This is a genomic window from Rhizobium sp. CNPSo 3670, from assembly GCF_057784555.1.
Map to the genome: position 1 here is coordinate 50,473 of NZ_JBXSOL010000016.1, position 13,025 is coordinate 63,497.

Sequence of the window (13,025 nt, forward strand, 5' to 3'; positions counted from 1 at the left end):
TTGGCGGCAACGTCTCGACTCCCTCTTCTCCCCAACGGGGAAGGTGCCTGTAGGGCGGATGAGGGTGCCGCAGGCACACCTTGCCCTATTTTTACTAGAGCTTACCGGCATAACGTCATCGAACCTAACGCGGCGGGAGGAAAGCATGACAACGATCCGCACACCTCGCGAAGTCTACGATTTCTGGTTCGTTCGATGTGGCCGCGACCTATGGTTTCGCCCCCCGCGGGAACTCGATGTCGAGATCCGGGATGTTTTCCGCGATACGCATCTGGCGCTTGCCGCGGGCGTCGGCGATGAATGGCGGGCCGATCCGGTGAGCCGGCTGGCGGCCGTCATCGTGCTCGATCAGTTTCCCCGCAACATCTATCGCGGCACGGGGCTTGCCGTTGCTACCGACGGGCTTGCCCTTCGGGAAGCCAAGCTTGCGCTTGCGGCCGGTGCCGACCAGGCGGTTGAACATGCTAGCCGGACCTTCTTCTACCTGCCCTTCGAACACGCCGAGAACCTCGACGAGCAGGACTGTTCGGTGGCCCTGTTCACCGCGCTCGGTGACGAGGAATATCTCGATTATGCGATCCGTCACCGCGAGGTAATCGCCGCCTACGGGCGCTTTCCTCACCGCAATGCCATGCTCGGGCGGGAATCGACGGCAGCAGAACTCGACTATCTCTCCAAGCCCGATGCAGGGTTCTGAGCTGTTTGGACGAATGAGCGCGGCATGGACAAGCTCGGTGGGCAGGGCGCTTTAGGCATCTCCCGCCTTTCTGTCGCCTTTCTTTGCGATGAAAAGCGAGCATTCAATTTCGATGACAACCTTTTCGGAGGCTTTTTTGCGGCTGAGATCCATCCTGCTTCGCACCATTCTTCTCGTGACGCTGGCGCTCGCCGGTGCGCATTTCGAGAGCGCAGCAGCCTTCGCGCAGGAACCGCAGCCGCAGGGGGCAGCAGCAGAGGCGTCGCTTGTCGATACGCCTTCCGCCCAGGCGGCGAAGGAGATCGAGAAGGCGAAGGTCCAGCTTGGCTCACTTCAGGACAGCGTCAAGGCGAACGCCGATAATGACGATGCGCTGGTCGGGCTTGCAACCAAGGCCGACGAGCTCAGCCGCGCCGTCATCACCATATCGGTCAACCTGAGGCCGCGTTTCGACCAGATCAAGAACCGGCTGGCCGAGATCGGCGAGCCCCCGAAGGATGGGCAGCCTCCCGAGGCGCAGATCGTCACGGACGAGCGGAATGCGCTCGCCGCCGAGCGCGCGCAGATCAACGCGGTGACGGGCGATGCGGAAAACCTGTCGATCGCGGTGACGAAGCTCATGAACGAGATCATCGAGATGCGGCGGCAGCTGTTTGCCGATACGCTCTTCAAGCGCACCGAAATCTCGGTCTCCGTCCTCGACGATGCGGCGACTGCCTTCGTGCGGGAGACTGGCGAATTTGCCACGGCGCTGTCGAGCTGGGCCACTTTCGTCTGGAAGTTCAAGCGCTTCCCGCTTTTTGCGGCGATCTTCCTGTCGCTCGCTTCGGCACTCATTCTGCTTTCCGGCAGCTACCGGCTGTTCGGCTCATATCTGCGCCGGGACGAGGCTGTCGAGAACCCGTCCTATATCGGCCGGCTGTCGATCGCCTTCTGGTCGACGCTGATCCGCACCCTGGCGCTCTCGGTGCTGCTCGTCACGTCCTTCTTCTTCCTGAACAGTTTCAACGTGCTGCGGCCGGATATCGCGCCCGTCATCGGCGCTCTGTTCGGGACGATCGGGCTGGTCTATTTCGTCGGCCGCTTCGTCAATGCTATCTTCGCGCCGCACGAACCGCGCTGGCGGTTGGTCAAGCTTTCCAACCTGGGCGCGCGCTCAATCGGTTATTGCCTGCTGGCGATGGCAGTCATCAACGGACTCGACTATCTCTTCAGCAGCATCGGCGAAGCGATGGGCTCGCCGCTGGTGCTGACCGTGGTCAGAAGCCTGGTCGCCGCGCTCATCATCGGCATCATCCTGATCGTAGCCTCCTTCGGCAAGCCGATGTTGGCGAGGAACGGTGATCCCGACGCGCCGGGCCGACATTGGCCGCGCGGCATGGCAATCATCCTACGCGTCGTCGGCACTGCCCTGATCGTTTCAGCGCTCGCGGGTTATGTGGGGCTGGCGCGTTTCGTCGCCACACAGCTCATCATCACCGGCGCAGTCGTTGCCACCATGTATGTCGGTCTGCTCTCCGGCAAGGCGATATCTCGGCAGGAGAGCTTCGGCGATACTTTCTTCGCGCGCTTCCTGACACGCCGTTTCAACCTCGGACCCGTGGCGATTGATCAGGTTGGCCTGCTCGTCGGCCTTGCCATCTATGCGGTGGCGCTGCTCGTCGGCATTCCGCTTATCCTGCTGCTTTGGGGCTTCCATGTGCAGGACCTGCAGCTGATCGCCTACCGGCTGTTCACCGAGGTCAAGCTCGGCGGCATCAGCATTTCGCTGCTCGGCATCTGCACCGGCATCTTGCTGTTTGCCGGCGTCTACCTGCTAACTCGCTGGCTGCAGCGCTGGCTCGACGGCAATGTGATGGCTCGAAGCCATGTCGATCTTGGCGTACGCAATTCGGTGAAGACAGGCATCGGCTATCTCGGCGTCGGCATTGCGGCGATCATCGGCGTCTCCGCCGCCGGCATCGATCTGTCGAGCTTCGCGCTCGTCGCCTCGGCGCTTTCGGTCGGTATCGGTTTCGGCCTGCAGAACATCGTCTCCAACTTCGTGTCAGGCCTGATCCTGCTGGTCGAGCGGCCGTTCAAGGTCGGCGATCACGTCGTCTCCGGCACGGCCGAAGGGATCGTCAAGCGCATTTCGGTGCGCGCTACCGAGATCGAGACTTTCCGCAAGCAGGCGATCATCGTGCCGAATTCGGAACTGATCAACGGCCTCGTCGGCAACTGGACGCACCGCAACAAGATCGGTCGCTCGGAAATCCCGGTTTCCGTCAGCTACGACGCCGATCCGCAAAAGGTCATGGATATTCTCTTAGAGTTAACGGCGAAGATACCGCTCGTCATGCGCAATCCCGAGCCGCATGTCGAATTCCTGCGCTTCGGCCCCTATTCGCTCGATTTCGAGCTTCGCTTCTTCCTCGCCGACATGGGCGACGGCCTGACGGTGCGCAACAATCTCAGGATCGATATCCTCAAGCGCTTCAAGGCGGAAGGCATAGAAATCCCGCTGCCACAGAGCGACCTTACCATCCATCGGGAGGCTGCCTCCGTCCTTCCCCATGCGGTTAAGGAACATGCGGACGGCCATGAGAATTCCGAGAATAGACCAGTGGAGGAAGAAGTGCGGCCGGTGCGCCAGCTGCGCGGGCGCGCAGCGGAGAGCTGAACAGCTTATTCAGCCATCATTCACAGGTCTATGTGCATGATCCCTTCCATCGGGATCGCTGCCGAGGGCAGCACCGATCTTTCGAGGGGAGGGCGCGTTAGCGCCGCCGCACATGATGGCAAGATTTGCCGCCGTTCTGCTTGTCCCGCTGCTTGCCGCGCCCGCGGTCAATGCCGCATCCATCACGAATACCGATCCTGCCGCCGTGGTGCTCGTCATCACCGAGGGTGGACAGCGCGTCGAAGTCGTGGTCGATGCCGGCGCTTCCGAAAGTCTCTGTTCCTCCGGCTGCTTCATGACCACACCCGACGGCGACCGGATCGGGCTCGATGGCGGCGAGACGATCGACATCGTCAAAGGCTCGGCGGTCGTCAAGTAGGATTGCGGACCTGTCAGGCTGGACGGCTCAGACGCGCTTGCCTTCCGCATCCAGGACCTTCTCGCCGTCTTCCTTGGTGAAGGCACCCTCGTGCGTCTCCGGCAGGATTTCCAGGACCACCTCGGACGGTCGCGACAGGCGCGTGCCGAGCGGCGTGATGACGAAGGGCCGGTTGATCAGGATCGGCTGCGCCAGCGTGGCGTCGAGAAGCTGGTCATCAGTCAGATCAGGATTGTCGAGGCCGAGTTCGGTATAAGGCGTATCTTTCTCGCGAAGGGCCTGGCGCACGGTGAGACCGGTATCGGCGATCATTCTCGCCAGCTCCTCACGCGATGGCGGGTTGTTCACATAGTCGATGATATCAGGCTCGATGCCGGCATTGCGGATCATTGCCAGCGTGTTGCGCGAGGTGCCGCAGCCGGGATTATGGTAGATGGTGACGTTCATAGCTTTGCCTCTGATGGCAGGCTCGATGAGGATGTCTCGGCTGACTGCAGCAGCCAGGTGAACAGAAAAAGAGCGACGGCCGCGCCCAGGATTTCAGCGATCCAGAAGCCCGGAAGATCGACCGGGCGAATCCCGGAGAATGTGTCGGTCAGTGAGCGGGCGAACGCAACGGCCGGATTGGCGAAGGAGGTCGAGGCGGTGAACCAGTAGGCGGCGGTGATGTAAAGACCGACCAGCCATGGCACCGCCTTCTGCTCGAACTTGATGCCGGCGAGAATGACCGCGACCAGGCCGAAGGTCGCCAGACCTTCGGAAAGCCACTGCGCGCCGCCGGTCCGGACCTTGCTCGATATTTCCAGAAGGGGGAGCGCAAACATCAGATGAGCGGCGATCGTCCCTGCGATGCCGCCGGCGATCTGCGCGAGCACATAGCCCCCAGATCACGTCTCGGCAGCGAACGCGACATGGCGAAGACCAGCGAGACGGCCGGATTGAAATGTGCGCCGGAGATCGGTCCAAGGGTGGTAATCAGAACCACCAGGATCGCGCCGGTCGCAAGCGTGTTGCCGAGGAGAGCGAGGCCGATATCGTCAGTCAGCGATGTGGCCATGATGCCGGAGCCGACGACGGTTGCGACAAGCATTGCAGTGCCGAGCGCCTCTGCGACCAGCCGGCGTGATAGATCGAACGGCGCCATCAGCCGTCCCTCGCCGGTTTCGCGGTCGTGCCTTCCATACCGCCGATCTGGCGCAGGTGCTGCTCCAGTGCCAACTTGTCGATCGACGACAGCGGCAGGCTGAGGAAGGCAATGATCCGGTTCTTGAGGAAGCGGGCGGCCTGTGCGAAGGCGTGGGCTTTCTCGACCTCGCTGCCCTCGACGGCGGCCGGATCCTCGACGCCCCAGTGAGCGGTCATCGGATGGCCGATCCAGACAGGGCAGGCTTCGCCGTGGGCGGTGTCGCAGACGGTGAAGATGAAATCCATCTCCGGTGCGTCGGGCTTGGCGAACTCGTCCCAGCTCTTCGAGCGGAAGCCGGTCGAGGGATAACCCAGTGCCGCAAGCTCCTTCAACGCCAGGGGATTGACCTCGCCCTTCGGCTGGCTGCCGGCGGAATAGGCCCTGAATCGGCCCTTGCCTTCGGTCTCGAGGATGGATTCGGCCAGGATTGAGCGGGACGAATTGGCGGTGCAAAGAAGAAGCACGTTGTAAACACGGTCAGCGGTCATTGCAGTTCCTCCTTGATTGCAGACGCACAGCATGTGGCGATGGCGACGGCGGGCGCGCAGATTTGCGTGTTTCCGCCGCAACAGTCCTCCATCAGGAAACGGATCAGGCCGCCAAGCGCTTCGTAGTTGGCGGTGTAGATGATGGAGCGGGATTCCCGCTGCTGGGTTATCAGGCCAGCTCGCTCCAGCTCCTTCAAGTGGAAGGAGACGTTGGACGGCGAAACATCCGCTCTTTCGGCGATGATGCCCGCTGCCAATCCCTCGGGACCCGATACGACAAGCATGCGAATGATATGAAGGCGCGTTTCCTGCGAAAGCGCGCCGAAGGCGGCGAGGGCTTGACGTTGATCCATATTTCAATAATCCTTGAATAATTGAAACAAGGATTAGCGCAAATGAACGCCATCGACAATTCGAAAATCCATGCCGAGGACATCAATCTCGGCCTGTTGCTCACTGCGCTCGCCGGCGACAAGGACGCGCCACTGGTTTTCTATTACGACGGTCGGCCGGTGAAGCCGGGCTATCATATCACCGAGGTCAAGGCGGGCCAATTCTCGGGCCTCGATTGCGGCGCCAATCCCGAGGCATGGACTGAGATCTTCATCCAGCTGTTAGATATCGAGGAAGGCGACCGCACTCACCTGCCGGCCGGCAAGTTTTACTCCATCATCCGCAAGGTGACGGAGCATGTTGAACTCGACGGTTCAGCCAAATTGACCTTCGAGGTCAGCGACGGCGTGGGGCCGATGCGGCTTTATTGCGCGGCGATGCCGGTTTCGCGGGCCGGCGCAGTGCATGTCGAGTTATCGCCGCGGCCGGCAAGCTGTAAGCCGCGCGACCGCTGGCTGGCCGAAGAAAACAAGAAAACGACGGCTTGCTGCGGACCGCCAGCCGCAGGGAGCGGTTGCTGCGCATAGAATGCATGAGACTTCGCGCGGGCGATGTGAAGATTTCATGACTGAGCGCCGGCATGTAGATGGAACTCGCCGATTTAATGTCGTCGTCGTCCGCTTCACCGTGTGGTACGTTGGGAATTGCTGCAGAAGATCGAGGCGCGCTTCCTGCGTTCGCTGGGTTTGCCGTCAGTGTCTGATTGATGCCTGCCTATCCCACCATCTGAGCACCCGCATCGCCCGCAGTGTGATCCAGCGCGACGGCTGGCCTTGAGCCTCGTTGACATGGAACCAGACGCGCCCGGGCAAGGTCCAGTCCAGCAGCCATCGGCCGTCGTTCGAGCGCCTTGAGCGAAGGTGGCCGATCGCCTCGCCGAGACGTGAATCGGGATCGGCGCCGGTCAACATGGCGCTTGAGCGGAAATAATCGAGCGCACGCAGGGTGTCGTAGCGCCAGCGATTGGGGTGGAGGAAGCGCAGGAAGCGTTCGTCCGCCGGTTCGCCGGTGCCGAGGCGGCGGAAGAGATTGCGTTCGAGCAGGAATTTCTCGCCGGTGCTGCGCGCCTCGCGGGACTGGGGCGTGCCGCCCGTGGATCTTTCGAATTGGAGCAAGCCTTCCAGCACATTGATCGTGCTGGCGAAAGAGGAGCGAAGGGAACCGCGGGCTCGTTCGCAGTTCCAGCCGCCGTCGTCGAGGCGCTCGTCGGTGAGCCTCTCCACGATGCGGGAGACGTCGATGCCGAAATAGGCCCCGTCTGCGACGGTCCGGCCGTTGATGCATTCCTCGACTTCACCCTCCCAGTAAGGCTGGCCGCCTTCTTCCCAGTGGGCGCTGGCACCGAGCGATGCGACTGTGCGTCTGGCGCGTTCCGATGACGGGTCGAGGCCGAACTCTCGCAGTTGCGACAGCGAAAATGTCGTGGCCGTCCAGGGCTGGCCGTGCTCGCGCCACTCACGAGGATCGAAATCGGCCGGTAGAAAAGCGCCGCCTGCCCATTGTCCATCGTCGTCCTGAAAGGAGAGGAGCTTTGCGCCCCAGCCTTCGGTCTCCACTTTGGCTCGCTCAGCCATCCATTCCGGCTCCGGGGCGTCAAGCAAGTCGCACATCACCTGCCAGCGGATTGAGGGGTCGGAATCGAGAAGCCATTCGATCATCGGGTCGGGTTTGGTCATGGGCGGACCTCTTCGGCGGAACGGTCGGTAACCTGTTATAATCGCTTTGACCGCGTGCTGCCAGCGCGACGGGGCGGGGTGGGCCTTTCACACGCACGACCAGTACCCATATCCACCGCTGCCGCATTGATCCTCAATCATATCTGCAAGAAATTGGATGCGGCCCATCGGCGGTCAAGGCTGGTGACGCGCAGAACCCCGGGCGTCATCCTCGGTCCTCTCGATGATCTGTTTCACATTCACTAAGTGTCTGAGAATAAATGGTTTCACGTCAAGCAATCGCTGTGGCCAGATGCTCGGCACGAGGCCGAGCATGACCGGAGGAGACTTTGTCAACAAAGGGGATCTCACCGGGCCGCTTCTTCGTTTTATATCGGGACGTGCCGATTAATAATTAGTCAAATCAATTGATGTATCAGTTCCGGCTGGGGACGGATTTTAATTTAAAGGTTTACCATGGCGTTTTTGGGTATTTCGGGGATGCAATATTCCGGAGAGATGTTTGCCGGCGCGCGTATTATCGTCGCGGAAGATTCAAACGTATTCACCTCGATGATCAGCAAACGTCTCAAGGAGTTGTTCGACATTGATGTCGAGATCTGCCGTAACTTCGAGGATCTGCAGTTTTCCTATGACAAATCGTCCGATCCCATCACGCTGGCGATTTCAAACATCAACCTGCCCGGTGCCGAAAACGGCGAAGCGCTGGAATATCTGGTTGACCTCTCCATCCCGACCATCGTCTTTACCGGCACCTTCCATGAGGGCATGCGCGACAAGCTGATCGCCAAGGATATTGTCGACTACATCCTCAAGGACAATATTTTCGCCGTCGACCTTCTGGCGGAGTCGATCTGCCGGTTCCTGACCAATCATCGCCATCACGTGCTGATCGTCGACGACAGCGCGACAGCGCGCGCCTTGCTGTCGAGCCGGCTGAAGCGCTATAATTTCCGAGTGAGCACCGCCGAAAATGGCGCCAAGGCGCTGGAGATCCTGAAGTCCAATCGCGACATCGGCCTGATGATCACCGATTACAATATGCCGGATATCGACGGCTTCGAACTGACGCGGCGTATCCGGGCCCATATCGGCTCGCACGAATTGCGCATCATCGGTGTTTCCTCGTCCTCGAACCGGCTGCTTTCGGCGCGGTTTCTGAAGGCCGGCGGCAACGATTTCATGCTGCGTCCCTTCATCGACGAGGAGTTCTACTGCCGCGTCAACCAAAATCTCGACACGCTGCTGCAGATCCAGTCCATGCGCAAGGAGCGGGCAGTTGCCTGATGGCTCTTCCAGGATCAGGGTTGAGATGAAGCCCGTGGCGGCCGCTGCAGGGTGCCGGATTTTTGCAATTACAGGTAATCCTAGTATTTGTCCCCTTCACGTGGACGAGGGTCTCGGTTATCGTCTGCCGCACCGTAGGCTGGGCCGAGTCGAGCTCGTCAGGCGCATGGGGGAGTAGCGGCTGTGGCTTTTCAGGCGGATTTTCAGCGGGATGGGCTTGGGCTGCGTTCCGGCGGGCTCAAGATACTTCTGGTTGAAGATTCCCGGATGTTTTCCGCCGTGCTTTGTCATCGGTTCCAGACGGAACTTGGCCTTGCCGTCAAATCCTGCTCGTCGCTGAAAGCGCTTCGCAGGGAACTTGCCGAAGACGGTCACGGCTACACCATGGCCGTCGTTGATCTCAACCTGCCGGATTCACCTTATGGCGAGGCGCTCGACTGTACGATCGAGCACGATATTCCAGCAATCGTCTTCACCGCCACGTTCGATCTCAACACGCGCAACAAGATCATGGAGCGCAATGTCATCGATTACGTGCTTAAAGACAATGAGTTCGCGCTCGACAATCTGGTCGCCACCGTCCGCCGCGCGATCTCCAACCGCAAAACCCGGGTGCTCGTCGTCGACGATGTGGTCTCGGTACGCCAGGTTCTCGTTGATCTCCTGAAGGCACAGCAATATCTGGTCGTCGAGGCAAGCTCGGGGCTCGAGGCGCTGGCGGCGCTCGAAGCCTATAGCGATATTGAACTCGTCGTCACCGATCATCACATGCCCGACATGAGCGGTTACGAGCTGACGCGGCGCATCCGCCATCGCTTCGGTTCAGACCGGTTACGCGTCATCGGCGTCTCCTCCTCCAACGATCGTATGCTGTCCGCGAGTTTCCTGAAAGCCGGCGCCAGCGATTTCGTCTATCGGCCCTTCGTGGCCGAGGAGCTTCAATGCCGCATCGCCAACAATGCGGAAACACTGGCGCAGATGCGCCAGTTGAGGGCCGCTGCAGCCTGCGACTATCTCACCGGCCTTTATAACCGCCGCTATTTCTACGACAATGGCCCGAAGCTGGTGAACGAATGCCTGCGGCTGAAAGTGCCAAGCTCGGTCGCCATTCTTGATATCGACCATTTCAAACGGCTGAACGACACATATGGCCACGAGATCGGCGACAAGGTGCTGAAGGCGGTTGCAAACAGGCTGTTCACGATCTTCGATAGCAGCGACAACCTGCTCTCGCGCCTCGGCGGCGAGGAGTTCGCCATCCTGTTCCCGCAGATGGATTCGGCCGCCGCCACCAAGCTCTGCGACGAGATCCGCTCGGATATTTCGCTGCTGAAGGTAACGGCCGACGACGAGGAACTCGGCGTCACCATCTCGATCGGGATTGCCGAAATTGGCAGTTACGAAACCTTCGAAAACTACCTCAACGCCGCCGACCAGTTCCTCTACATGGCCAAGCATCGCGGCCGCAACCAGGTCTATTCCGACGCCAAGATGACGGAGGAGGCGGCGCAGTAGGTTGCTTGCGCTTACTCGGCGTCATCAGCCTCACGCCGCAACGGCCTGCCTTGCCGTTGCCATGGTCATCTTGCGCTCGGCGCGTTCCTGCTGCGGCGAGCGGTGGTAGAGTTCGCGATAACACTTGGAGAAATGCGAGGCCGAGACGAAGCCGCAGGCAACGGCGACCTCGACAACCGGCATCGAGGACTGAACCAGCAGGTGGCGCGCACGGTCAAGTCGGATTTCGAGATAATAGCGGGCCGGCGAACGGCCCATCTCCTGGCGGAACAGCCGTTCGATCTGGCGTCGGGAGAGGCCGGCGCCATCGGCGATCTCGATCAGCGACAGCGGCTCGGCGAGATTGCCTTCCATCAGCTCGATGATCGACAGGACCTTGGCGTTCTGCACACCGAGGCGGGCGCGCAGCGGCAGGCGCTGGCGGTCGTGCGGGTTGCGCACGCGGTCGGTCAGGTGCTGTTCGCAGATGCGGTTGACCAGGCTTTCGCCGAAATCCTCACCGATCAGGTTCAGCATCATATCGAGCGAGGCGGTGCCGCCGGCGCAGGTATAGAGATTGCCGTCGACCTCGTAGAGATCGGCATAGACCTCTGCCTGCGGAAAGGCTTCGGAAAAGCCGGGCAAGTTCTCCCAGTGGATCGCGCAGCGCTTGCCGTTCAGAAGACCGGCCTGCGCAAGCACATGCGCGCCCGTACAGAGGCTGCCGACGGCGACGCCGCGATTGTAGCATTCGCGTAGCCAGGCATTGACGGATTTGTTGTTGAATTCCTCGATATCGATGCCGGAACAGACGAGCACCATGCCGGGACGGTTTTCGCCGCCGAGATGCCGGCGTTCCTCGGCGAGCGAGGAATTCGCCTCGATGCCGATGCCGCAGGAGGAATAGACCTTTTCTCCGTCGACCGAGGCAAGCCGCCAGGTATAGGCCTGATAGCCGAGCATGCGGTTGGCGATGCGCAAGGTGTCCACCGCTGCCGAAAAGGGCAGCATGGTGAATTGCGGTACCATAAAGAAGACCAGTGAGCGCTTCTTGATCTGCATCCTGTTCATAGCGAAATCCATGCTCGAGGGGCGATGACATATTCGTTGCGCGGAATGCGTCGCGCCGATGTCCTAAAAGCGACAGTGGCATGGAAAAATGCGGCCGAGAAGAGCAAATATGCGACATTGACCGGAATTTGACCGGTCACATCGCCGGTCGGGGCAGAAACAAGGCTCACAGACGGCTGAAATTCGAGACTGAAGACGGCGGGGCACTGCACAGCGTGTACGAAAAAGGCGGCGTTGCGCGAGGCAGACGCCGCCCTCATCTCAGGAGGAATGTCGCATTCATTACATGGTCCGGTGTTTGCTGTCGTCGGTGCTCGGCCAGCCGATATCCTTGCGGACGTCAAACGGCATGGCTTCAATTTCACGGGCGGTCCGCCAGCGCGTCCAGGCAAGCACGAGCTTATGGGCGTAGTGGCCCAGATCGAAGCGGCCTTCGCCGGAGGGGAGGGTCTTGCCACCACCCCGATAGGTGAGCGTGGTCATTATCCAGTTCCTTTCCTAAGTCAGCGGCATGGTCATCGATGGGAGGATCGTCCATGTCCACGCAGTTAATATGGGCGTCGGGAACTCATCATTCAAACGAATAGAGCTTATGGATAGCATCAAAGAGATTGAACAATCTCAGCGCCTTCCGACAATGGCCTACGGCGAGCACTGTTGGGAATAGAGGACAGCTGGCGACCTTGCGAAGCGGCATGCGCTTACACTCTAGGTTCAAAATCGAATGTCTCGCTGCGTGTCGGCGGCGAGACCAGCGTCACGGATTTATGAACTTTAGGTCTTAGCGACGAACGGCACCTAATCTTCTTAAAGAGATGCACAACGGCATAGCACGGCGCTGAGCCTTCGGGCCTTGCCCTCACTCCCGATAGCCCCAACGGAGCGGACATGCCGAACCACAGCCAAATAGCGGCGATTGGACTGGTGTTCGTCAATCTCTTCAGCGGCGTGCTGCCCCCGTTGCATATGCCGCGCTATCGCTGCGCCCAAGCCTTCTCTCTATTTTCCTGATTCTGGTGGTCGTCGCCCTGCTCGTCGGAGGGCGCGCTGCCGCTCCCTCGAAGGACGCTCGCGTGTTCGCGGGCGTCCTGGATATTCCTTATCCTGTTCGGTATCAGGGTATCTCCGCTGCCGGGCAGCGCCGCGGAATCCTTGGCGAGCCGTATTGCCTATGTCGCGGCAGCCTTGATCGATGCGCTGCTCCTACCGACGATTCTGTGGCCGCTGGCAGAGGGAAGCAAGCCGGCTGCATCAGGCCGCTCTTAAGTCGAATGTCGATCGCCCACAGAAAGCCGTGCTCATGTCGGTAAGCGTGCTGCAAAAAGCTTTGGAACCATGTCCCTCCCACGTCGTTGCCGCTTGGTAACTGCCACTGATGCAAGGAGGAAACGATGATTTCCGCAGATCAGATCCGTGAACATATGGAAGTGCGGGCTGCCGACGGCACTCACGTCGGAACGGTGGATCAGCTTGACGGTCCGACCCGCATCAAGTTGACGAAAACCGACTCGGAGGACGGCAAACATCATCTGATTCCACTCGATTGGGTCGATCACGTCGACGCCCATGTTCACCTGTCGAAGAATGCCCGGGATGTCCGCAGCCAGTGGGCCACCATCAATTGAGGAGCGAGAGGCTGCGGCTTAGGCTGCGGCCTCCTCCTGCAAGGGGCCTCATTCCTCGTCCGGACGA

At 60.3% G+C, this 13,025-nt stretch carries 13 protein-coding genes and 2 pseudogenes; 8 read left to right on the top strand and 7 right to left on the bottom strand.

What is annotated here, in order from left to right; genetic code table 11:
- Positions 1-145 precede the first annotated feature (145 nt).
- The 3 genes from AC13QO_RS18055 (at position 146) to AC13QO_RS18065 (ending at position 3,738) form a co-directional block, all read left to right on the top strand.
- The gene (locus AC13QO_RS18055; protein WP_488541431.1) at positions 146-697 is read left to right on the top strand and encodes a DUF924 family protein; all 552 of its coding nucleotides are present in this window, start codon (positions 146-148) and stop codon (positions 695-697) included.
- A 136-nt stretch (positions 698-833) separates the two neighbouring features.
- Positions 834-3,359 carry a mechanosensitive ion channel family protein gene (locus AC13QO_RS18060; protein ID WP_285195687.1) on the top strand — a complete coding sequence of 842 codons (2,526 nt, stop codon included), beginning with the start codon at positions 834-836 and terminating at the stop codon, positions 3,357-3,359.
- Positions 3,360-3,471: 112 nt separating this feature from the next.
- Positions 3,472-3,738, top strand: coding sequence for a hypothetical protein (locus AC13QO_RS18065; protein ID WP_085778505.1), 267 nt, complete (start codon positions 3,472-3,474; stop codon positions 3,736-3,738).
- Positions 3,739-3,765: 27 nt separating this feature from the next.
- Here the strand turns inward: AC13QO_RS18065 and arsC are convergent, their stop codons facing one another.
- The 4 genes and pseudogenes from arsC to AC13QO_RS18085 form a co-directional block, all read right to left on the bottom strand.
- Positions 3,766-4,185, bottom strand: a complete 420-nt coding sequence (arsC, locus tag AC13QO_RS18070) for an arsenate reductase (glutaredoxin) (protein WP_488541432.1) — start codon at positions 4,183-4,185, stop codon at positions 3,766-3,768.
- Positions 4,182-4,882, bottom strand: a pseudogene (locus AC13QO_RS18075) (MIP/aquaporin family protein). Before AC13QO_RS18075 ends, arsC begins: the two are co-directional and overlap by 4 nt.
- Positions 4,882-5,412 (bottom strand): arsenate reductase ArsC, encoded by a 531-nt coding sequence (locus AC13QO_RS18080; RefSeq protein WP_488541433.1) that lies wholly within the window; start codon positions 5,410-5,412, stop codon positions 4,882-4,884. The pseudogene AC13QO_RS18075 and the gene AC13QO_RS18080 overlap by 1 nt, the downstream one beginning before the upstream one ends.
- Positions 5,409-5,765 (bottom strand): ArsR/SmtB family transcription factor, encoded by a 357-nt coding sequence (locus AC13QO_RS18085; RefSeq protein WP_085778501.1) that lies wholly within the window; start codon positions 5,763-5,765, stop codon positions 5,409-5,411. Before AC13QO_RS18085 ends, AC13QO_RS18080 begins: the two co-directional genes overlap by 4 nt.
- Positions 5,766-5,807: 42 nt before the next feature.
- Here AC13QO_RS18085 and AC13QO_RS18090 point away from each other — a divergent pair, with 42 nt between their 5' ends.
- Positions 5,808-6,332 (top strand): DUF6428 family protein, encoded by a 525-nt coding sequence (locus AC13QO_RS18090; protein WP_488541434.1) that lies wholly within the window; start codon positions 5,808-5,810, stop codon positions 6,330-6,332.
- A gap of 165 nt (positions 6,333-6,497) precedes the next feature.
- Here AC13QO_RS18090 and AC13QO_RS18095 read toward each other — a convergent pair whose 3' ends face one another.
- Positions 6,498-7,481, bottom strand: a complete 984-nt coding sequence (locus AC13QO_RS18095) for a squalene cyclase (RefSeq protein ID WP_488541435.1) — start codon at positions 7,479-7,481, stop codon at positions 6,498-6,500.
- A 456-nt stretch (positions 7,482-7,937) separates the two neighbouring features.
- On the opposite strand from AC13QO_RS18095, the gene AC13QO_RS18100 reads away from it, so the two are divergent.
- Entirely contained in the window at positions 7,938-8,768 is an 831-nt protein-coding gene (locus AC13QO_RS18100) for a response regulator (RefSeq protein WP_085778499.1), read from the top strand.
- Positions 8,769-8,951: 183 nt separating this feature from the next.
- Positions 8,952-10,283, top strand: coding sequence for a diguanylate cyclase (locus AC13QO_RS18105; protein WP_488541436.1), 1,332 nt, complete (start codon positions 8,952-8,954; stop codon positions 10,281-10,283).
- Between the two features lie 30 nt (positions 10,284-10,313).
- On the opposite strand, the gene AC13QO_RS18110 is transcribed toward AC13QO_RS18105, so the two are convergent.
- On the bottom strand, positions 10,314-11,333 hold the full coding sequence (locus AC13QO_RS18110; protein WP_041678677.1) for a GlxA family transcriptional regulator: 1,020 nt from the start codon (positions 11,331-11,333) through the stop codon (positions 10,314-10,316).
- Between the two features lie 282 nt (positions 11,334-11,615).
- Positions 11,616-11,816 (bottom strand): hypothetical protein, encoded by a 201-nt coding sequence (locus AC13QO_RS18115; protein ID WP_085778497.1) that lies wholly within the window; start codon positions 11,814-11,816, stop codon positions 11,616-11,618.
- Positions 11,817-12,245: 429 nt separating this feature from the next.
- On the opposite strand from AC13QO_RS18115, the pseudogene AC13QO_RS18120 reads away from it, so the two are divergent.
- Together AC13QO_RS18120 and AC13QO_RS18125 are read left to right on the top strand one after the other, a co-directional pair.
- Positions 12,246-12,599, top strand: a pseudogene (locus AC13QO_RS18120) (DUF2955 domain-containing protein); the annotation flags it as partial.
- 125 nt (positions 12,600-12,724) lie between these two features.
- A complete protein-coding gene (locus tag AC13QO_RS18125; RefSeq protein ID WP_011425758.1) occupies positions 12,725-12,958 on the top strand; it encodes a DUF2171 domain-containing protein in 234 nt (77 codons plus the stop codon).
- Positions 12,959-13,025: the final 67 nt, after the last annotated feature.

Excerpts from the sequence above, each read along its gene's own strand:
- AC13QO_RS18085 (WP_085778501.1), bottom strand. The coding sequence starts at position 5,765 with ATGGATCAACGTCAAGCCCTCGCCGCCTTCGGCGCGCTTTCGCAGGAA.
- AC13QO_RS18110 (WP_041678677.1), bottom strand. The coding sequence starts at position 11,333 with ATGAACAGGATGCAGATCAAGAAGCGCTCACTGGTCTTCTTTATGGTA.
- AC13QO_RS18115 (WP_085778497.1), bottom strand. The coding sequence starts at position 11,816 with ATGACCACGCTCACCTATCGGGGTGGTGGCAAGACCCTCCCCTCCGGC.
- AC13QO_RS18100 (WP_085778499.1), top strand. The coding sequence starts at position 7,938 with ATGGCGTTTTTGGGTATTTCGGGGATGCAATATTCCGGAGAGATGTTT.
- arsC (WP_488541432.1), bottom strand. The coding sequence starts at position 4,185 with ATGAACGTCACCATCTACCATAATCCCGGCTGCGGCACCTCGCGCAAC.
- AC13QO_RS18090 (WP_488541434.1), top strand. The coding sequence starts at position 5,808 with ATGAACGCCATCGACAATTCGAAAATCCATGCCGAGGACATCAATCTC.
- AC13QO_RS18095 (WP_488541435.1), bottom strand. The coding sequence starts at position 7,481 with ATGACCAAACCCGACCCGATGATCGAATGGCTTCTCGATTCCGACCCC.
- AC13QO_RS18055 (WP_488541431.1), top strand. The coding sequence starts at position 146 with ATGACAACGATCCGCACACCTCGCGAAGTCTACGATTTCTGGTTCGTT.
- AC13QO_RS18080 (WP_488541433.1), bottom strand. The coding sequence starts at position 5,412 with ATGACCGCTGACCGTGTTTACAACGTGCTTCTTCTTTGCACCGCCAAT.
- AC13QO_RS18125 (WP_011425758.1), top strand. The coding sequence starts at position 12,725 with ATGATTTCCGCAGATCAGATCCGTGAACATATGGAAGTGCGGGCTGCC.
- AC13QO_RS18065 (WP_085778505.1), top strand. The coding sequence starts at position 3,472 with ATGATGGCAAGATTTGCCGCCGTTCTGCTTGTCCCGCTGCTTGCCGCG.